The sequence below is a fragment of the Alcaligenes pakistanensis genome (genome assembly GCF_014652815.1).
In the GTDB taxonomy this organism is placed as follows: domain Bacteria; phylum Pseudomonadota; class Gammaproteobacteria; order Burkholderiales; family Burkholderiaceae_B; genus Alcaligenes; species Alcaligenes pakistanensis.
The window spans coordinates 90,167-108,339 of the sequence record NZ_BMZN01000004.1; the positions used below are offsets into that span (position 1 = coordinate 90,167).

Below are 18,173 nucleotides of genomic sequence, written 5' to 3' on the forward strand. Positions count from 1 at the left end.
CTAATATCCTGAGAAAAGTGTTCCAAGCAAGGCCGGTGTTCCCGGCCTTTTATATTGCCTAGGCAGCCGAACCCACACTGACCTGCGTCCTATCCCGGCGGAAATACTGAACGCGATCCTCGTCCAGTACGATACCCAAACCCGGCCCTTGAGGTATCTGTAATTCAAAATTGCTGTAGTTCAGTGGCTCTGCCAGGATTTCCTCGGTCAAGAGCAAGGGGCCGAACAATTCTGTGCCCCACTGCAACTGGTTCACCGTGGCAAACACATGGGCGGCGGCAATCGTACCGATTGCGCCTTCCAGCATGGTGCCGCCATACAGTTCAATACCGGCCGACTCGGCAATGGCCGCAACCTGCAGGGCAGCACGCAAACCACCGGACTGCTCGATCTTGATGGCAAAGACATCTGCCGCACTGTCACGGGCCAACGCAAAGGCGGAGGCCGGGCCAGTCAAGGATTCATCGGCCATCAGGGCAATCGGGAAGCGGCCTTTCAGATCTGCCAGAGCATCGGCACGCCGTACCGGTTGCTCTACCAAAGAACAGCCCGCATCCACCAGACCCGCCAAACCACGCTGGGCCTGCAAGGGGCTCCAGGCCATGTTCACGTCCACGCGCACTTCAGCGCGGTCGCCCAAGGCTTTTTTAATAGCCGCCACGTGTGCCACATCGTCCTTAACCGGGCGGCGACCAATCTTCAATTTAAAAATACGGTGACGAGCCTGCGCCAACATGCGCTCGGCTTCATCAATATCCTTGTCGGTATTGCCCGACGCCAGCGTCCAGGCTACTGGCAGACTGTCGCGCATGCGGCCACCCAGCAAGTGCGACACGGGTAAGCCGGTGCGTTTACCCAGGCCATCGAATAAGGCCGTTTCCACCGCACTCTTGGCAAAACGATTATCCTGAATCGCCGTATTCAAGCGGGCCATAATGGCAGGCACCGCATTAGCGTTGGCGCCCAGCAGCAAAGGGGTGAAATACGTGTCGATGGCCAGCTTCATGCCTTCGGGCGACTCAGCGCCGTAGGCCAGACCACCAATGGTCGTGCCCTCGCCCACGCCAACCGTGCCATCCGAGCAATACAAGCGCACCAGCATCAAAGTCTGGCCTTGCATAGTCGTCATCGCCAATTGATGAGGACGGATCGTAGGCAGATCCAGCAGCAACGTCTCCACCCGTTCAATCAGGGCTGGAGCTGCTAATAGTTGAGAAGATTGCGTGTGTTCCATGGCTTGATTGAACACGAAGCAGGCCTGCTAACTCCAAGACTAAATAGGTCTAGTTCTATACCTTTAGAGTATAGTTTCTGATATAAATATTAAAAATCAAGAAACTAAACTCTCTCAATTCAGCCAAGGTATGGTTTTCCCTTATGGATCTACGCCAGCTCAAATATTTTGTGGCCGTCGCCGAAACCCGCAACTTCACACGGGCTTCAGAGCGGCTGCATATGGCCCAGCCGCCACTTAGCCGACAGATTCAATTGCTGGAGGAAGAACTGGGCGTGACCCTGCTGCTGCGTAATACACGACCCTTAAAACTAACCGAGGCCGGACGGGTGTTCTATGAGCAGGCTTTGCAGATACTGAGTCGGGTGGATCAGCTAGTCCATACAACACGGCAGATCGGGCTACATCAGCGGCAAACCTTGTCGATTGGCTTTGTGGCGTCGACCTTGTATGGCGGCCTGCCCGCATTAATGCGCAAGCTACGGCATCAATATCCCGAAGTGGATATGCAAACCATAGAGCTGACTTCCATGCAGCAGCTGGAGGCCTTGAAATCCGGGCGGATCGACATGGGGTTCGGGCGGATTCGGCTTAATGATTCATCGCTGCAACGCACAGTGCTAAGAGAGGAACAGTTGGCCTTGGCCATCCCCCCCAGCTCAGACTTGGCAAAAGCAGATGGGCCCTTAAGCTTGAAACAAGTGCAAGGTCAAAAACTGATTGTCTACCCCAAAGAGCCCAGACCCAGTTTTGCGGACCACATCTTGCACCTGCTGCACGACCAAGGCGTACGCCCCGCTCAGGTTTATGAAGCGGGGGAGCTACAAACGGCGCTGGGCCTGGTCGCGGCAGATTCAGGACTGTGTTTAATCCCCACATCGGCACGCTTGCGCAACGACCTGCACTATCGGCTAGTGGAAGAGCCACAGGCGACATCGCCGATTATTCTGACGCACAGAATTAATGATCAGGCTTGGTATATCGAGGCGATTAAGGGTCTGGCAGCGGATATGTAAAACGTCGCACAGACCAAAAGCCTTAGCGCTCTCTACCTGTACTAGTCGCCGCTCCCCAGCAAGGTAATTGACTCACTTCCAACACCACTCTAATATCATTAACACATTAACTAAAATCAGAGACCCGTATGGAACAGGTGACGATTCACGCAACAGGCAAAGACCCAATTGTCGCTACCTTATGGCCTGCTTCCAAAGCCAAAGCGAGCATCATCATTCACCCCGCCACTGCCGTTCCACAAGACTTTTACCGCTCTTTTGCGGAGCACTTGCACAGCAAGGGTTTCACGGTTCTTAGCTACGATTACCGGGGAATAGGCCGCTCCTGCCTGAAAGACCTGCGTCATTACCCAGTCTCCATGTCCGACTGGATGCTAGAGGATGCCGTGTACGTGACAGACTGGCTTGCGGAACGCTTTCAGGGCCTGCCTATTTTGGCCGTCGGCCATAGTGTGGGCGGTCATTCCATTGCAATTTCACCGGCGACCCGCTCGGTGCAGGCAGCGGTCATGATTGCTTCCCATGCGGGTATTACCGCCCTGATTCAACAGCCCATGGAACGCATTAAGGTCGGGCTGATTATGCGGGTGCTGACTCCTGTTCTGTGTCACCTATACGGCTATATGCCTAGCCGCCGTTTAGGTTTTGGAGAAAACCTTCCCCGTGGCGTAATGCAGCAATGGAGTCGCTGGACCGGCTTGTCTCATTACTTTTATGACGACCCGCAGCTCAAGGCCAGGGAACGCGCCAGTCAGGTCGACATTCCTATACTGGTTCTAGGTTTTGATGATGATCCTTGGGCAAACCCCCAAGCCATTTCCCGGCTCTTGGAGCCACTGACAAACGCCCGCATAGAACGACTGCAGTTAGAGCATAAAAAGCTGGGTTTGCCACATATTGGGCACATGGGCTTCTTTCGTAAACGCAATGCCGAGGCACTTTGGCCTATAGTTGTCGACTGGCTGGTCGCGCAAAGCGAGTCCAGTTCAAAAGCGCATCCATAACACCCACTCGCCAGCCGCCAAAATGAGCAAACAATCACAGCCGCGTTTTGTTTTTTTATTGAATCACGCCCATAAGGCTTTGCAGCGCTGGATTCAGAAGCAGCCATCGGCATGGGCAGATATCAGTGCAGCACAAGTGGGCATGCTGTTCTTGATCCGATCTCAAGGCTCAGTGACAGTGGGCGAAGCAGCCAGTGCCTTGCAGGTGGCTCCGGCTGCAATTACGGGGTTATCTAAACGTATGCAGGCAGCAGGGCTTATTCAACGTCTGACGGACGATGTGGATACACGCAAGATTTGCCTAACGCTGACTCCCGAAGGTGAGCAGGCAAGTATCAAGGCTAAATCAACGTTGCAGGACTTGAATCACCAGCTATCAAGTGGTTTCAGCGAAGACGAATTAAAGGTGGTGGCGCGTTGGTTAACTCAAGTGGTGAACCTGGACCACCCCACCGATAAAGAGATCAATCAGCAGGACGAGCCGTCTGCTTGATGGCATTTTCGTGAGTATAGGAAGCATCCGTCTTTTTGTGGATAAGGCGGGTGACTACGTTGTCAGCTTATAGCCTGTGCAAAGCACTCATCAAACAGGATTGCACACTAACGCGTGACTACTTTCTAATCCTAGGGTGGTCCGCACCCATTTGTTGAGTACTTTAGGTAGCGCGGACCACAGCGAATTGATGGCAGCTTAAGCCTCCACCTCCTCAAAGCGCGCCGCCGCGTTCATGACTGCCATCACGCTGGCCGTAATGATGTTGGCATGCTTGCCTACGCCAAACTTCGACCCCGGAACACCGGGAAGCACAGCCTCCACTATAGCCATCGCGCAGGCATCCGCTCCAGCTCCCAAACTGCGCTCTTCATAGCTGTCGATACGCAAAGGCAGCTTCAAAGCCGACACGGTCGCTGCGATAGGGCCATTGCCGGTTCCGGTATAGGTCTCTGTTTCGCCACTTACATTCGCGCATTGCAGCTCTATGCCCTGCTGCCCTTGCGCCTCATCGAAGAGGCGATGTGCCCGGTAGCTTGCGGTGCCTTGGCGTTCATTAGCTTGCAGGTAGGTAGCCTCGAACAAGGCCCAGATCTGCTGACTGTTCAACTCCGTTTCACCGGAATCGGCAATCTGCTGAACAATGGCACTGAACTCCACCTGCATACGACGTGGCATCACAATGCCGTAGTCTCGTTGCAGCAGGAACGCGATCCCACCTTTGCCCGACTGGCTATTGACGCGCACGATACTGTCGTAAGTACGACCCAAATCCTTGGGATCGACTGGCAGGTAAGGCACCCGCCACGGAGCGTCTTCTTTTTGCACCGCAAAGCCTTTGGCAATCGCGTCCTGATGGGAGCCAGAGAAGGCAGTAAAGACCAGATCACCCACATAAGGGTGACGTGGGTGGATAGGTAAGGACGTAGCCTCTTCCGCGATACGAGCCACGGCAGAGATGTCAGAGAAATCCAGGCCGGGAGCAATGGCTTGGGTATACAAATTCAGGGCTAAGGTCACCACATCCAGATTGCCGCTGCGCTCGCCGTTACCAAACAAGCACCCTTCGACGCGTTGAGCACCCGCCAACATCGCCTGTTCGGCACAAGCCACCCCGGTGCCTCGGTCGTTATGCGGGTGTACCGACAAGACGATATGCTCGCGTCTATCCAGATGGCGGTCCATCCATTCAATTTGATCGGCAAAGACGTTCGCCGTGGTCACTTCGACAGTTGTAGGCAGATTGATGATCATGGCTCGCTCGGGGCCGGCATCCCAAGCCTGAATCGCCGCATTGCACACCGCCAAGGACACATCCAGCTCGGCCATGCAGAAGGTCTCAGGCGAGTATTGCAGTACCCATTCGGTTTCCGGGTGTTGGGCCGTCAGCCGCTTGAGCAGTTCCACATGGTGTCGCACCATGTCGATGATTTGTGACACCTCCATCCCAAAGACAATTTCCCGAAATGCAGGCGCAATCGCATTGTAGAAATGCACAATCACGCGACGCGCACCGGCCACGCTACGTACCGTGGTTTCGATCAGGTCTTCACGCAATTGAGTAATAACCATGGGAGTGACATCACTCGGGATCATCTGCTCGTCAATCAGCTGCCGAACAATATCAAAATCCGTTTGTGAAGCAGAGGGGAAACCTACCTCGATTTCCTTGAAACCGATACGCACCAGTTCCTGGAACAGGCGCAGTTTGCGATCACGGTTCATGGGTTCAAACAGAGCCTGATTGCCGTCGCGTAAATCGGTGGACAGCCACACGGGCGGCTTGCTCTGTGTGCGCTGGGGCCACTGACGGTCTGGCAAGTTAACGACGGGAAAGGGACGGTATTTATGAGACGGATCAGCCAGCATGGAAACCTCGAATGTAGGGAATGAGTACCTGGCTTCCCTACTCCAAGGAGTGGCTACAGTCGGGGTCTGGGGAAACCAGGATAGGACCATTCGCAAGCGCATGCGTACGGACCCCGACCGGATGTCAGGGCTAGTAGGCCTAGCGATAGCAAGTGCAAATGAGTCACGACAGCTTCAATCCCAAAGTGCTTGTTAAAGACGATAAAAGCACTTTAGACTGCAATGCGTATGACCTTCTATCAAAAAATAGTCATTTGTTTTATTAATTTGGACATTCCCAAATATGGGCTACGCATCTCCTGATCAAGGTGGGCAGGCGCTGGACTTGTCCCACGCCGAGAGCTCCCCCCTGCTGGTGGCCGGAGTGATCGAGCATTACCCCGCGGGACACGAAGTCCCACGGCATAGTCACCCGCGCGGGCATCTGCTTTATGCCACCGAGGGAGTGCTGCTGGTGCAGGCTGCAACCGGTCAATGGCTGGTTCCGCCCACAACGGCGGTGTGGCTGCGTCCGGGCGTACCACATCAGCTCAGCGCCACCACTTCGGTGAATGTACACGGCTTGTTTATTGATGAAATTTTGACCGCCCAGTTGCCCGATCATGATTGCGTGGTCCATGTCACGCCGCTGGTGCGCGAGCTGATCGCGGCGCTGGTGCAGGTGGTGCCGCAGGCGAAACCAACATTACGGGACACGCTGCTGGGGCAATTGTTAATAGAAGAACTCAGCGCCTTGCAGCCACTGCCTTTTCATCTGCCATGGCCGGAAGAGAGTTTGATGAAGCAGATTTGTGAGGATCTGGTGGGCTCCCCCGCCCAGCAGCGCAATGTAGACGAATTGGCACAGCACTACGCCCTGACTCCGAAAACCTTGCATCGGCGTTTTCTGAAAAGCACGGGGATGAATCTGGGAAAATGGCGGCAACAGATGCGGCTGATGGCTTCGATCCAGTTCCTGCTGCAAGGCAGATCCATCACGCAGGCAGCGCTGGAAAGCGGCTATGAAAGCTTAAGCGCGTATTCAGTGGCCTTCAAAAAGACCTTTACCTATCCGCCTTCGGAGTTTTTAGCAACCTTGAGCCGGTATCCCAAACAGGAAATGATGCCCCAATCGTCATAAGGCGCCCACTCCAGGCCTACCTCCCGTAAGCCTGACTCTCCGAGCCCTAAAAGAGCCCAACCTCTAACAGACTAAAACGGCGACGGCAGCCAAGCACAATCAGCTCTTGCTCACTTCCTGCCGCAATTGCTCTGCCGTGAGTTTGATCATCTTGCCGTTCTCTACCAAGACCACCGAGGTATTGGTTTGCATGGCCACAAAACGAGCCGACTGTGCAGCACGTTCCAGCGCGGCCAAGGAAGCCCGCAAGTCCGGGTTTTTTGCCTTGGAAATATCTGCTTTATTCATCTTTCTCTCCCCACTCCAACAAGACCGGCACACTGCCTGCGTTATCGTATAAAACCCAATCATCCACGGTGTCCCGATAATGATGCAGGAAGTTTTTCATGCCAGCCGCAAAGCGGCGACGAATGACAGGTTCGGGGATGTTGTGTCCACCTTGACGCACTCGCTCTGCCACACGCGCAATGGCGGTCTCCGCATCGGGCAGGCTTAAAAAATACAGGCTGACTCTATACCCTAAAGCCTGCCACTTTTCGATATGGCGCACATAGCCTTGACCGGACAAGGTCGTTTCCAGCGCAAAACTTTCGCTTTTTCGAACAGCTTCTTTCAACTCATCCAACATCAAACGACCGGCTCTAATAGCGGCGCTTTCTGGTGCAAAAGGCGATAAACCCGCGGCAATCAAGTCCGCATTAATAAACCGCAATACCTCTGCCTCTGCCGGAAGGAAAGAGCGTGCGAAAGTGGTCTTGCCTGCCCCGTTTGGGCCAGCAATGATCAGAATTTTTTTGCTCTTGCCCGCCTCAGCCTTGTTGCCAGACATAAATACACCTAAACAATGTCCACATTGAACAGATTTGTATCATAGATTGCTGCAAAGGCTGGCCTCAGGCACTGATTTGGCCGCCAAGCATCCGCGCGACAGACGCGGTTTCAAGCAATAACAACAGGCGCTTTGAGCAATCAGGTATCACTCAAAGCGCAAACAAAACCACCCGATTCTTAAACAAAAAACAGTAAGCAAAAAGCCAACGGTTTACTGACGCTTTTTCAAGGGGCAAGTGCTAAGGCCAAGTATGGGATACAAGGGGCAGAAACCGATCAGGCCCGTGATCAGGGGAATCGCACCCAGCCAGCCCCACCATCCTATGACCTGGGTCGCCGCCAGAGCAATCAGCACCACGCCCACAACGATACGAGCAATACGATCCAAACTACCTACATTGCTTTTCATAGCTATTCCTTTCAAGAAAGAAGCAAGGGAAAAACGGCTTGGGCGACGGTCTGATTAGCGGATAGATCCACACGCCCTGCTCTCCTCAAGCCCACAGGCTCAAGGACAAAAAATGTCTTTCAGCGTGCCAATCAGCTTGGCGACGTTCGGGTCCTCAATGCGGTAGTACAGCGTTTGCGCTTCGCGTCTGTAGCTGACTAAACCTTCCTGACGCATGCGCGCCAAATGCTGTGACAGGGCCGAGGGACTGAGCGCCACCATCTCGTTTAGCGCCCTCACGCTCATCTCCCTCTGCTGAATCAAGAGACACAGAATGAGCAGGCGCTTGGGGTTACCCACTGCCTGTAGCAAGGCGACAGCCTGCTCAGCACTCTCTTGCAAAAGCTCGAGATCAGATTTGCTTTGAACCATGATTTATCCAGCTACTTCACTTATTAATTTAGATAAATCTTAATTTAGCATATACTAAATTAATACGGTCAAAAATTTGAATGTATAACTTGCTTCCATTAAAACGACAGCTGTTACCCACGATCCAGGAGAACTGATATGCCTAATCCCGCTGCTTTCGTCTCAACGCTTTTCCATGCACAGGGCAATCCCGACAAGGTGACGGTCGCGTTCACCATGGCCGTCAATGCGGTTCAAAAAGGACACAGCGCCTGCCTGATTTTGATGGCTGAAGGTGTGGCCCTGGGTGTTCCTGGTGCGACAGATTCAATTAATATTGGTACGCCTTTTGACCCTGCAGCCGACCTCTTGAAAAGGTATCTTGACCAAGGGGGACGCGTGGCGGTGTGCAAATCTTGCATGGTGCACAATGGGTTCAGTGCCGAGCAGATGGACCCTCGTTTTGAGATCATCACTGCGCCGGATGTCATTGATTTGCTAATGGGAGCGACAGGGTCTTTGCAGATTTCTTAAGCCGCTCACGTTCTTGCAAATAGGTAGGTCAACATCTAGTGAAGGTTTTGGCCTGCACAGATTGATACGCCAGTGACTACTGTTTTAGGCCGGTTTGAAAAAGTGATAAACAGTCACAAGCTCAGCCGTAACAGGCTATCCATCAAACCGGGTTTTAAACAAAGAGACATACACGATTTCCGGGTCCTCATCCTCCGGGTTCTCGATGATGCCGCTGCGCTGAAAACCCAGTTTCAGAAACAAACCATACATGACTTGATTGGATTGGTTAGTGGAAGAAAACTCAAGCTGAATGCGCCAGCAAGGTTTCCACCAAAAAGAAACTGGCGCAAGCCGATTCCACCAATTCGGATTGCCCAGGCGCAACTTTATACAAATGCCCCACAAAGCGCCCCGTCTGGCTTAACTCCGGTGTCAACAAAGCATCCAGATACAGGCGTGACTGTTCTTGTAGCCATTGCTGCTCCGGCAGAATCTGCCCAAGCTCATACAGGGCCAGAGAAGCAATCGCCCATGCGGATCGGTCCACCGGCATCGCCGGCGCGTCTCTTAATAAATAGCCCTGCACATACTTGCCCCAACGCTCATGCCAATATCGACACGCTTGCAAAGCCGCCTGGGCATACGACTTCCTGTCATACAAACGCGCTGCCGTCGCCATCCCCAACATGGCCCAGGCCTGTCCTCTTTGCCAAGTCTCGGTACCCTGCTCGGCCAGCACATCTTGCCCTCGCAGCAAGACCGTATCGCGCCAAGCACCGCTACGTTTTTGCAAATAACGCAGACAAGCATCCACGTGCCATTGCCCGAACTGACGCGCGACTGGCCCGCCCTGTGCATCCAGCAGCAGAAGCGTGGGAGCCAAGGCATCCACATTCAATATATGTTTGCCCGCCTCCCCGCCCCCCATACCGGAACCTAAAGGCCAGTACCCGCTGCTAGCGTCAAAGCTGCTCAACAAGGCTTGGACCGCTAGCTCAACAGAGGCTTGAGCTTGCCTGTCTTTATGCAACAGACTGCCTAAGCCAGAGCCATACCAAAACACAAAGCTGCGGTTGATGCTGGGCTCGTCCTGCCAGACCTGCAGCTTCTGGCTCCAAGACTGCGCCTGCTCTTTATGCTGATCCTGACCGCTGATCAACGCTCGCCGCCACCACAGTCCGGCCCAAAAGCCCCCCATCCAGGAACCGCGTCGTGACAAGGTCCATTGCTCTGACGACGCTTGCCTGAACAAGGGGTACTGATCACCACATTGCTCGGCAACTCGGTCCATATTTGCAAACAAAGACTCAAGAATCGCCGTCTCCAATACGTCTATGGGCATCCTATCCACTCTCTTTATCCGAACGACGAATTTGGTATAGAACCAAACATAACAAGCTGGCACCCACCAAAATACCCATCAAGAATGGCCAAGCAGCACTGAAGCCGTCGGGCGAGCGCAGCAGCAGACCGAATAGAGGCGGGCCAAACGCAAAGCCACCAAAAAAACCGACAGACAACAGACCTGCCGTGCGGGCGGGTGCGCCAAACCGGGAGTCCCGCAACAGCATGCTCATGGCAATCGCATTCGTTGCGACCAAGGTCAGACCAATAAGCAAGACCCCTGCACCCAAAGGCCAAAGCCGCTCAGGGGCCGCCAGCATCATCAGCAGCAAGGCCACAATCGGAATAACAAACAGGATGCCCAACAACAAGGTTTCATCACCAAAACGGGTGGCAATCGGTGTCAGCAAGACACGGGACACAATGCCCATTACGCCAAAGCCACTGACCAACATGCCGATCCAATAGGGTGATACCCCCAGTTGCTGCGCAAAGACACCTAAAAACGTAATGAAGGAGGACAGCACCAAACCCGCGCACAGCTGAATCACCATCAAAAGCCATAGCTGCCTGCCAGGCCAAGGCAGACGCCACGCCATGCGGGAAGGCGTCGCCCCCCCCTTTTTAGGGAGCACCAGCAAAGCAAAGTAAGACAGGCACAACATCGCTGGCACCCATACCACAAAGGCCCCCTGCCAACCCAGCTTGTAAGCCAAAGCGGGTAAGACCAACCCCGCCAACAAGGCCGACGCCTGCACACCGGACTGTTTGATACCCACCAAACCCGCTTTACGTTCCGCCGGGACGAGTTGGGCAATGGCCTGATTAGTCACCGGATTCGCCAACGACTGTGCCAGCCCACACAACAGCAAAGCAGTCAGCACACCCCAAAAGCCTGGCAAAACGGCGATCAGGCTAAAGGACATGGCCACCAGCAAGAACAGTAAAAACAAACCGTGTCGATTACCCATGCGCTGCACCAAGGCTCCGGCCCACGGAGAGAGCAAGGCGGCTAATCCAAAGGTACTAGTCGTTAACCAGCCCAGTTGCTCGCGAGAAATCCCCAGGTCCTGAATAATTTGCGGCCCCAGCACACCGATGGCATAAAACACCATCATGGGCATACCCATGGCCAGGGTCATCAAACCGGCCAGAACCCAGGGTGAACGTGACGTTGTTGTCGAGGCCATCATGCCACTGCCTTCGTCCGTTCTCCCCACTCCTGGCTGTCGCGCACCGTCTGCAATACATGCTTGCCGACTGTGCTGATCAAGGCATCATCGGCCCCATCCAGAATATGGGTCGTGCGCGCGGCCCGGTAAATGCCAGACAAGGGACTCCAGTCGGCCAAGCCTTCTGCACCCATAATCTGGATCGCGGAATCTGCCGCCTGGCTAACCGCATCGGAGGCGGCCAGTTTGGCCACATTGACCTCTACCGAATTAGGCAAACCCGCATCAAATTTGATCGCGGCCTCTCGCAGCAAGCAGCGGGCGGAAGCAATGGCTCTATACACGGTATAGACCCGTGCCCGAACCAGCTGTTTGTCGGCCAAACGAGCCAGTTCACCACGTTCGGAATGAATGCGTTCGCACATGATGTCAAAGCTACGCTGGGCCAGTCCCAGCCATTGCACAGAGCGCAGGATACGCCCCAATGCCAGACGTTTTTGCATCAAGGCAATGCCCTGTCCGGCGCGACCCAACACATAGTCTTCCGGCACCGTCACCTGATTAAAAGACAGTTCATTCTGACCTTGGTAGCGACCCAGCAGGGACAAGGGTCGCACCACTTTAAAGCCCACTGCATCGGTAGGCACGATCACCATGGACAAGGACTCATCGATAGGCCCGTCCGAGCTGCGCGCCACCACCGTGGCAAAGCTGGCAAGCTGGGCACGGCAAATAAACCATTTACGGCCATTGATATGCCACTGCCCCTCTTGCAAGCGGGCCTGACATTGCATAGTGGCGGGAATTGAGCCAATGCTGTCCGGCTCGGACATGGCATAGCTGGACACGGCATCACCCTTTATCAAGGGCGTCAGAAAACGCTGTTTGACACTGGCCGAGCCATGGTGGCTCAACATATAGGCATCCAGCGTGGCATCTGCCCCAAAAATGCCAGGGCCATATTCGGAGCGGCCTTCTTGCTCGGCCACAGGCAAATACTCCACCAGACTACCAAAGCGCCCCCCCCGATGCAGCGGGTAAAAACTGCCAAACAAACCCGCCTGCTGCGCCCGGCGGGTCAAGTCCAAGGTCAGCTCGCGCGCCAGATTATCCCCTTGGGCCAGGATGAGCTCGTTGAGGATGATCTCGGTGTCCACAAAGTGCCGTAATTTGCGGCTCAGGGCGGCGCTGGTTATGGCGATGTGGCTCATGCTGTCATCCCCGCCGTGGCCTTTGTGCTGGAACCCAGCGCTGCGGCATCTGCCGTCAACGCTCGTTTGTCGATTTTACCGGCTGGCGTCAAAGGCAGGCTGCGATAAAAGCGCAGATACTCGGGCAGCTTGTTCACTTCCAGACCTTGCTCTCGCAGAAAGTCGGTCATTTCTTTTAGGGAGAAACGCGGTGCCCCTTCACGAGCCGTCACGCACAGGCAAATCCGCTGCCCCAGATCCGCGTCGGGTACTGGCACGCAAGCGACCGTCACCACATCGGGATGGGCCATGACCAAACCTTCAATCTGTACCGGGCTGATATTGGCGCCACCCCGAATAATGATGTCTTTTTTGCGACCGGCCAGAACCAGCTGTCCTTGAGCATTGATATAGCCCAAATCCCCGGTTTTCACCCAGCCTTGATCATCTCGATATTGGGCATCCAATTCGGGCGCATTCACGTATTGCATGGGGCTTAAGGGGCCGCGTGCTGTAATTTCACCGACTTCGCCCTGTGGCATTTCCTTACCTTGATCGTCGATCAGGCGAATCTCGCATACCTGCGGATTAGGCGTACCCACACTATTCAAAACCACTTCAATCGGGTCGTCCAAAGTATTGTGGCAATTGACGCCATCGGCCGAGCCGTACAGGCTGATAAAGCCGCACTCAAACGCTTCCACGCAGCGACGCACAGTGGCTTCGTCAATCACTGAGCCGCCCACAATCAAACCACGCAAGCACGATTTATCCGCCTTATCCAGTTCGGGAGCCGCCGCTATGCGTTGGAACATGGTGGGCACGCCCAAGATAAAGGTGGGCTTGAACGCATTAATGGCCGCAATGGCGCTGGGTACATCAAACTTAGGCAGAACTACCAAGGAGCCACCCAGCCAGCACAACACACCAAAGGTAGCCGTCGATCCAAAAGACGAGCCCAGTGGCACCAGATACATGCCCCGGAATTCCACATCATTGGGTGAAATGCGCTGCAAAAAGCGACCGCGCCCTCCCACCAAGGCATTGTGTGAATAGGCCACCAACTTGGGCTCGGATTCAGTACCCGAAGACACCAGCAAACGGACGGGTGAATTGGGCGATACCTCGGGCAGTTCGGACAAGGGCAATGGCTCGCCCTCGAACAGAGAATCCAGTGTCACCCAACCCGGACGCGACGGACCTTGCACAATCAAGACCCGCAAGGACAATAAGGTGGGCCGCAAGGATTCAATCACCTCGCACAGATCAATGCCCGCATACTCATGTGGCACGATGACTGCCCGTGCATCGCAACGACGCACCAGCGATTGGATATCCAGCTTGCCCCGCCCCGGCGGGAATGGTGCAACGATCGCACCCAAAGCCGCTGCAGCCAGATCAATGGCGCAGCATACCCAATGATTGCTGAGCTGATAAGCCACCACATCGCCGGCCATGATGCCGGACTGACGCAAACGGCCAGCCAGACGCAAGACCGCGTCCATCAAGGCGCTATAGCTGATATTGCCTTCTGGCGAGAGAACCGCCAGCCTGTCCGGATGTGCCTGGGCTTGTTCTGCAAACAGCGTAAAGACCGGCTTGTTTGGGTAGGTACCGTCCTCTATCCAGCGTTGGCGCAATGACGCAGGGACCAGATCGATGATGCCAGCGTGATTCATAAAAACCTCCAGGGAGAATTAACAGACGAATAGCCCTTGTCATGGAAATGGGACGCCAAGCGTGGATCAGCACGCAGTTGCGCCAGGTTGCAATGAACGCGGCGGGCCGGTATGCCCAGGACGTCCAACTGCGCTTCCAGGCTAAGGGCAGACTGGGACAGAAGACGGTCCGGCAAAACCGTCCAGACAGCATCGGGCGACACATTTAGCCACCCGGCCAAGGCGTACAGATGCACGGGGCTCTGGCAGTCGATGGCCATAAAACCGTCTCCTGTCTGGAATACACCCGATACGCCGGTTTTACTGATGGGAGAGACGGCTTGGGCCAGATGATCAGCGGTAGCCAATAAGGAGCTGTCCACCCGCAAACCGGAGCCCGTCAGGCCCCGGCGCAGCAAGGCAGCACTAATACCCAGCGCGGCCATCACCCCGCCCAGCACATCCAGCACCGTGAACAAAGAGCCACCCCGTGCATCCGAGGTTTGAGCAATGGTGTGAGCAATACCCGACCACGCTTGTACGGTGAAGTCCGTCCCAGGCGCATCCACCTGATCTTGCCCCCAGCCACCGGCGTAGGCGTAGACCAGATCCGGACGCACCGCATGCAGGTCTTGCGCATCCAGTTGCAGCTCCCTGGCCTTACCCGGCGCCCAGTTGTGCAGGAACACATCGGACTCACGGACCAGATCGTAAATAGCTTGCCGGCCCTCAGCCGACTTGATATCCACTTCCTGCACGCTCTTCAATTGATTCAAGGCATCAAAGCGAACCGAGCATCCATCCACACACGGAGGCATGGCACGTAAGGGATCACCGCCCGGTGGCTCCAGGCGAATGACCTCGGCTCCCAATAGCGCCAGCAGATGGCCGGCAATTGGCCCTTGAATGCGGCGGCATGACTCCACCACCCGCAGCCCTTGTAGAGGCAGATCCGCATTTGCCGTCAACGCACGCAACGAGACAGGAGCGCTATGACGTTGGTATTGCCATAAACCAGACAGGGCCGTGTAATCCGCATCCGTCTGACGTTGGGCGGGCGTACGGACTGGCAAAATTGCCATCCCTGTCTGTAAGGCCAGCTCCTGGATGCGGGCATAGCTCAACGCCTGCAGACTGCTCAAGCAGACAGCGGGCATGGAGCAAACCGCCTTGGCGTAACGCAGCAGAAAAGCCTTCCAGGCCTGGCCCGCCACCTCGGCAGGAACACCAACGGCTTCCCAAAAAGCACGCCATGGCTGGGGGTCCAGGGTTTCCAGCTCGAAGACCACGCCATCTTGCGATACAAAAGGTGGCCGCAGACCTGGGTCATAACCGCCTGCCAACAATTGCTCCGGGTCCTGGCTGGCCGTCGCACCCGCCAGATACTGCCCAATGCTGAGCAAACCGCATCCCAGGGGCGACACCGACACCGTGGAAAAACGCCCGCCACATAACTGACCCAAAGCGGCGGCCAGCGTAGCTTGCAAGCTCATGGCCGAGCTCAGCACAGCCAGATAATCCAGACCCAGCGTACCGGACAGACCGCTGGAGCGACCATGCACAGACAAAATGCCACTGGCCGCCTGCATACTCAGTTCGCTCAAGGCTGCGTGCGTCATGCCGCCCGCCTCTGTTTCCAGCAGCGTGCTAATCGTTCCAAAATCAGGTGAGTGCAGGCTAAAGGCCGCTTCTCCTTGCTGGTCAGCAGGCTGGCTGTGCTCAGACAAACCCAGTAAGCGGGCTTGCCGCCCGAAAGCAGTCGCAAGCCCCGCCCAATGCGAGGGCTGTCGCCCCATCTGCCAACTCAATCCGCAGCCATGTAGTAATTCAGACATAGTTCCAAACCAGAGTGATGCGCACACCAAGTGCTGACTCAAGCAAGCAGCACTTGCACCATGTAAATGCAGACCAGAAGGTCTTAGCCCCCAGCGACGGCAGGCAATACCGTCAGGCTGTCGCCCTGACGCGTGGCCGTTTTCAGACCATCGCTAAAGCGAATGTCTTCTTCGTTCACGTAAATGTTCACGAAACGGTGCAGCTCCGCGCCATTCATCAGACGTGCCTTGATGCCAGGAAACTGCCCTTCCAGATGTTCGATAACTTCGCCCACTGAAGCACCTTGGGCCTGCACTTTCTTCTGGCCATGAGTCAGGGGACGCAACAAGGTCGGAATAGAGACTGAAATGGACATGCTGATGAACTCCTTAGAAATGGTTTTTGCTAACACTAAGAGGGGTGCGCCCGCGGAAGGCAGCACGGCTCCCTAGACAATGACAATGGTTTCTTCGCTTACACCGCCGTCGATAATCCGAAAGGATCGAACCGGCACCGTGGCCTGTTCCCAGGTAGACACGATCAGGTAATGCAGCTCGGGATGGCCTGCAAAATCAATATCGTCCTTGCTGGGAAAAGCCTGGCTGGCAGTGTGAGAGTGGTAGATCACGCGGCACTCCTGATCCTCTTCATCCAAGCGTCGATAGACTTGGAACTGCTCGCGTGAATCAAACTGGTAAAACACCTCCGAGGCGGCCCTGTTCTGCATAGGCAATACCCGATTCGCTATCAGCGTGCCTTCTTGGGCGGCGATCAGCCCGCAGGCCTCAATAGGGTGATCCTGCTTGGCATGCTGTAAAACTTGCTCCAGTGCGGCACGGCTAATCTGCAAGGCCATGATGGGCTCCTTCCAAGGCTTAGTAAGAGGCCAGTTCAGGGGCAACCTGATCAACCCACGCCAGCACGCCGCCTTCCAGATTGCGAACCTTGGACGCATTCAGCTTGATCAACTCTTCGCAAACCGTTTTGGAACGCGCACCGGAGCGGCACGAAATCACCAGATCCGCATCCGGACCAAAAGCCGCCACAATTTCTGCCGCCACGGTGAGGGATTTAGGCATCAGAATGGCGCCGGGAATATTCACAATTTCCCATTCATTCGGGTCGCGAACGTCGACCAGCACCGGGGCCTGACCTTGATCCAGCAGCGCTTTAAGCTGAAGCACATCAATCACCGGAACAGGAATGGCCATGGCATCAGCAGGTGGATTCAGGCCGCAGAAGGTTTGGTAGTCCTCCAGCTCGGTAATCACCTTGCGATGGGGCAAACGACGGATAGGCAATTCGCGATAGCGCATATCCAGGGCGTCATAAGCAATCAGGCGGCCGATCAAGGGATCGCCAATACCGGTAATCAGTTTGATGGCTTCGGTAGACATGATCGAGGCGATCGAGGCGCACAACACTCCAAAGACGCCACCTTGTGCGCAAGAAGGAGCTAGCTCGGGCGGAGGAGGTTCGGGATACAAGTCGCGATAGTTCAGGCCCACGCCACCGGGCGCGTTTTCCCAAAACACGGATACCTGACCTTCAAAGCGGAAAATCGACCCCCAGACGTAGGGTTTGTCGGCCAGCAAGCAAGCGTCATTAACCAGGTAGCGGGTCGCGAAATTGTCAGTGCCATCCAGAATCAGGTCGTAGCGTGAAAACAGCTCAACGGCCATTTCCGGTTCTAGCCTATCGGTATAGGTTTCTACCTTGATTAGCGGGTTGAGCTTGTGGATTGCGCGTTCGGCGCTTTCCACTTTCAGTTCGCCAATGCTGTCCACCGTGTGAATGATCTGACGCTGAAGATTGGATTCATCCACCCGGTCAAAGTCGATGATGCCCAGGGTGCCCACCCCGGCAGCCGCCAAATACAACAAGGTGGGCGAGCCCAGCCCCCCTGCCCCAATAACCAGCACTTTGGCATTTTTAATGCGACGCTGACCTTCCATTCCCACGTTGGGAATCAAGAGGTGACGGCTATAACGGTTTAGCTCTTCACGGCTTAAAGGCTCACCGGGTTCAACTAAGGGGGGCAAGGTCATAATGACTCCTGGTTAAATACATATAAATACGAACAAGACGTATTCTCAAACATGAAGCACAAGG

The 18,173-nt window shown here is 55.2% G+C and carries 19 protein-coding genes; 5 read left to right on the forward strand and 14 right to left on the reverse strand.

Features of this window, described 5'->3' with window-relative positions; translation table 11 throughout:
- Window positions 1-58 precede the first annotated feature (58 nt).
- Window positions 59-1,234 carry a muconate/chloromuconate family cycloisomerase gene (locus IE156_RS13290; protein ID WP_189393513.1) on the reverse strand — a complete coding sequence of 392 codons (1,176 nt, stop codon included), beginning with the start codon at window positions 1,232-1,234 and terminating at the stop codon, window positions 59-61.
- Between the two features lie 143 nt (window positions 1,235-1,377).
- On the opposite strand from IE156_RS13290, the gene IE156_RS13295 reads away from it, so the two are divergent.
- From IE156_RS13295 to IE156_RS13305, 3 genes are all read left to right on the forward strand, one after another.
- Window positions 1,378-2,250, forward strand: coding sequence for a LysR family transcriptional regulator (locus IE156_RS13295; protein WP_189393036.1), 873 nt, complete (start codon window positions 1,378-1,380; stop codon window positions 2,248-2,250).
- Window positions 2,251-2,378: 128 nt separating this feature from the next.
- Window positions 2,379-3,254: an alpha/beta hydrolase family protein gene (locus IE156_RS13300; RefSeq protein WP_189393037.1), complete on the forward strand. Its 876-nt coding sequence runs from the start codon at window positions 2,379-2,381 to the stop codon at window positions 3,252-3,254.
- A gap of 22 nt (window positions 3,255-3,276) precedes the next feature.
- Window positions 3,277-3,747 (forward strand): MarR family winged helix-turn-helix transcriptional regulator, encoded by a 471-nt coding sequence (locus IE156_RS13305; RefSeq protein WP_189393038.1) that lies wholly within the window; start codon window positions 3,277-3,279, stop codon window positions 3,745-3,747.
- A 198-nt stretch (window positions 3,748-3,945) separates the two neighbouring features.
- On the opposite strand, the gene IE156_RS13310 is transcribed toward IE156_RS13305, so the two are convergent.
- Window positions 3,946-5,616: a 2-isopropylmalate synthase gene (locus IE156_RS13310; RefSeq protein WP_189393039.1), complete on the reverse strand. Its 1,671-nt coding sequence runs from the start codon at window positions 5,614-5,616 to the stop codon at window positions 3,946-3,948.
- A gap of 283 nt (window positions 5,617-5,899) precedes the next feature.
- On the opposite strand from IE156_RS13310, the gene IE156_RS13315 reads away from it, so the two are divergent.
- A complete protein-coding gene (locus tag IE156_RS13315) occupies window positions 5,900-6,736 on the forward strand; it encodes an AraC family transcriptional regulator (protein ID WP_189393040.1) in 837 nt (278 codons plus the stop codon).
- 99 nt (window positions 6,737-6,835) lie between these two features.
- Here IE156_RS13315 and IE156_RS13320 read toward each other — a convergent pair whose 3' ends face one another.
- From IE156_RS13320 to IE156_RS13335, 4 genes are all read right to left on the reverse strand, one after another.
- A complete protein-coding gene (locus tag IE156_RS13320; protein WP_189393041.1) occupies window positions 6,836-7,024 on the reverse strand; it encodes a hypothetical protein in 189 nt (62 codons plus the stop codon).
- Complete coding sequence (locus IE156_RS13325) at window positions 7,017-7,565, reverse strand: ATPase (protein WP_189393042.1); 549 nt, start codon at window positions 7,563-7,565, stop codon at window positions 7,017-7,019. The genes IE156_RS13320 and IE156_RS13325 overlap by 8 nt, the downstream gene beginning before the upstream one ends.
- Before the next feature lie 213 nt (window positions 7,566-7,778).
- Window positions 7,779-7,976, reverse strand: a complete 198-nt coding sequence (locus IE156_RS13330) for a YgaP family membrane protein (protein WP_189393043.1) — start codon at window positions 7,974-7,976, stop codon at window positions 7,779-7,781.
- Window positions 7,977-8,075: 99 nt separating this feature from the next.
- The gene (locus tag IE156_RS13335; RefSeq protein ID WP_189393044.1) at window positions 8,076-8,387 is read right to left on the reverse strand and encodes an ArsR/SmtB family transcription factor; all 312 of its coding nucleotides are present in this window, start codon (window positions 8,385-8,387) and stop codon (window positions 8,076-8,078) included.
- A gap of 138 nt (window positions 8,388-8,525) precedes the next feature.
- On the opposite strand from IE156_RS13335, the gene IE156_RS13340 reads away from it, so the two are divergent.
- On the forward strand, window positions 8,526-8,900 hold the full coding sequence (locus IE156_RS13340; protein ID WP_189393045.1) for a DsrE family protein: 375 nt from the start codon (window positions 8,526-8,528) through the stop codon (window positions 8,898-8,900).
- 283 nt (window positions 8,901-9,183) lie between these two features.
- Here IE156_RS13340 and IE156_RS13345 read toward each other — a convergent pair whose 3' ends face one another.
- The 8 genes from IE156_RS13345 to moeB all read right to left on the reverse strand — a co-directional run bounded on the left by IE156_RS13345 (window position 9,184) and on the right by moeB (window position 18,109).
- On the reverse strand, window positions 9,184-10,224 hold the full coding sequence (locus IE156_RS13345; RefSeq protein ID WP_189393046.1) for a glucuronyl hydrolase: 1,041 nt from the start codon (window positions 10,222-10,224) through the stop codon (window positions 9,184-9,186).
- Window position 10,225: 1 nt separating this feature from the next.
- Window positions 10,226-11,419 (reverse strand): MFS transporter, encoded by a 1,194-nt coding sequence (locus tag IE156_RS13350; RefSeq protein ID WP_229841325.1) that lies wholly within the window; start codon window positions 11,417-11,419, stop codon window positions 10,226-10,228.
- Window positions 11,416-12,609 (reverse strand): acyl-CoA dehydrogenase family protein, encoded by a 1,194-nt coding sequence (locus IE156_RS13355; RefSeq protein WP_189393047.1) that lies wholly within the window; start codon window positions 12,607-12,609, stop codon window positions 11,416-11,418. The genes IE156_RS13350 and IE156_RS13355 overlap by 4 nt, the downstream gene beginning before the upstream one ends.
- The gene (locus IE156_RS13360; protein WP_189393048.1) at window positions 12,606-14,267 is read right to left on the reverse strand and encodes an AMP-binding protein; all 1,662 of its coding nucleotides are present in this window, start codon (window positions 14,265-14,267) and stop codon (window positions 12,606-12,608) included. The genes IE156_RS13355 and IE156_RS13360 overlap by 4 nt, the downstream gene beginning before the upstream one ends.
- Complete coding sequence (locus tag IE156_RS13365) at window positions 14,264-16,081, reverse strand: CoA transferase (protein WP_229841326.1); 1,818 nt, start codon at window positions 16,079-16,081, stop codon at window positions 14,264-14,266. The genes IE156_RS13360 and IE156_RS13365 overlap by 4 nt, the downstream gene beginning before the upstream one ends.
- Window positions 16,082-16,164: 83 nt before the next feature.
- Window positions 16,165-16,437: a MoaD/ThiS family protein gene (locus IE156_RS13370; protein ID WP_189393049.1), complete on the reverse strand. Its 273-nt coding sequence runs from the start codon at window positions 16,435-16,437 to the stop codon at window positions 16,165-16,167.
- A 72-nt stretch (window positions 16,438-16,509) separates the two neighbouring features.
- Complete coding sequence (locus tag IE156_RS13375) at window positions 16,510-16,917, reverse strand: M67 family metallopeptidase (protein ID WP_189393050.1); 408 nt, start codon at window positions 16,915-16,917, stop codon at window positions 16,510-16,512.
- 19 nt (window positions 16,918-16,936) lie between these two features.
- Window positions 16,937-18,109 carry a molybdopterin-synthase adenylyltransferase MoeB gene (moeB, locus tag IE156_RS13380; protein ID WP_189393051.1) on the reverse strand — a complete coding sequence of 391 codons (1,173 nt, stop codon included), beginning with the start codon at window positions 18,107-18,109 and terminating at the stop codon, window positions 16,937-16,939.
- Window positions 18,110-18,173: the final 64 nt, after the last annotated feature.

What these genes read in the sequence shown, in the direction of transcription:
- IE156_RS13290 (WP_189393513.1), bottom strand. Translation starts at nt 1,234, where the DNA reads ATGGAACACACGCAATCTTCTCAACTATTAGCAGCTCCAGCCCTGATT.
- IE156_RS13295 (WP_189393036.1), top strand. Translation starts at nt 1,378, where the DNA reads ATGGATCTACGCCAGCTCAAATATTTTGTGGCCGTCGCCGAAACCCGC.
- IE156_RS13300 (WP_189393037.1), top strand. Translation starts at nt 2,379, where the DNA reads ATGGAACAGGTGACGATTCACGCAACAGGCAAAGACCCAATTGTCGCT.
- IE156_RS13305 (WP_189393038.1), top strand. Translation starts at nt 3,277, where the DNA reads ATGAGCAAACAATCACAGCCGCGTTTTGTTTTTTTATTGAATCACGCC.
- IE156_RS13310 (WP_189393039.1), bottom strand. Translation starts at nt 5,616, where the DNA reads ATGCTGGCTGATCCGTCTCATAAATACCGTCCCTTTCCCGTCGTTAAC.
- IE156_RS13315 (WP_189393040.1), top strand. Translation starts at nt 5,900, where the DNA reads ATGGGCTACGCATCTCCTGATCAAGGTGGGCAGGCGCTGGACTTGTCC.
- IE156_RS13320 (WP_189393041.1), bottom strand. Translation starts at nt 7,024, where the DNA reads ATGAATAAAGCAGATATTTCCAAGGCAAAAAACCCGGACTTGCGGGCT.
- IE156_RS13325 (WP_189393042.1), bottom strand. Translation starts at nt 7,565, where the DNA reads ATGTCTGGCAACAAGGCTGAGGCGGGCAAGAGCAAAAAAATTCTGATC.
- IE156_RS13330 (WP_189393043.1), bottom strand. Translation starts at nt 7,976, where the DNA reads ATGAAAAGCAATGTAGGTAGTTTGGATCGTATTGCTCGTATCGTTGTG.
- IE156_RS13335 (WP_189393044.1), bottom strand. Translation starts at nt 8,387, where the DNA reads ATGGTTCAAAGCAAATCTGATCTCGAGCTTTTGCAAGAGAGTGCTGAG.
- IE156_RS13340 (WP_189393045.1), top strand. Translation starts at nt 8,526, where the DNA reads ATGCCTAATCCCGCTGCTTTCGTCTCAACGCTTTTCCATGCACAGGGC.
- IE156_RS13345 (WP_189393046.1), bottom strand. Translation starts at nt 10,224, where the DNA reads ATGCCCATAGACGTATTGGAGACGGCGATTCTTGAGTCTTTGTTTGCA.
- IE156_RS13350 (WP_229841325.1), bottom strand. Translation starts at nt 11,419, where the DNA reads ATGATGGCCTCGACAACAACGTCACGTTCACCCTGGGTTCTGGCCGGT.
- IE156_RS13355 (WP_189393047.1), bottom strand. Translation starts at nt 12,609, where the DNA reads ATGAGCCACATCGCCATAACCAGCGCCGCCCTGAGCCGCAAATTACGG.
- IE156_RS13360 (WP_189393048.1), bottom strand. Translation starts at nt 14,267, where the DNA reads ATGAATCACGCTGGCATCATCGATCTGGTCCCTGCGTCATTGCGCCAA.
- IE156_RS13365 (WP_229841326.1), bottom strand. Translation starts at nt 16,081, where the DNA reads ATGTCTGAATTACTACATGGCTGCGGATTGAGTTGGCAGATGGGGCGA.
- IE156_RS13370 (WP_189393049.1), bottom strand. Translation starts at nt 16,437, where the DNA reads ATGTCCATTTCAGTCTCTATTCCGACCTTGTTGCGTCCCCTGACTCAT.
- IE156_RS13375 (WP_189393050.1), bottom strand. Translation starts at nt 16,917, where the DNA reads ATGGCCTTGCAGATTAGCCGTGCCGCACTGGAGCAAGTTTTACAGCAT.
- moeB (WP_189393051.1), bottom strand. Translation starts at nt 18,109, where the DNA reads ATGACCTTGCCCCCCTTAGTTGAACCCGGTGAGCCTTTAAGCCGTGAA.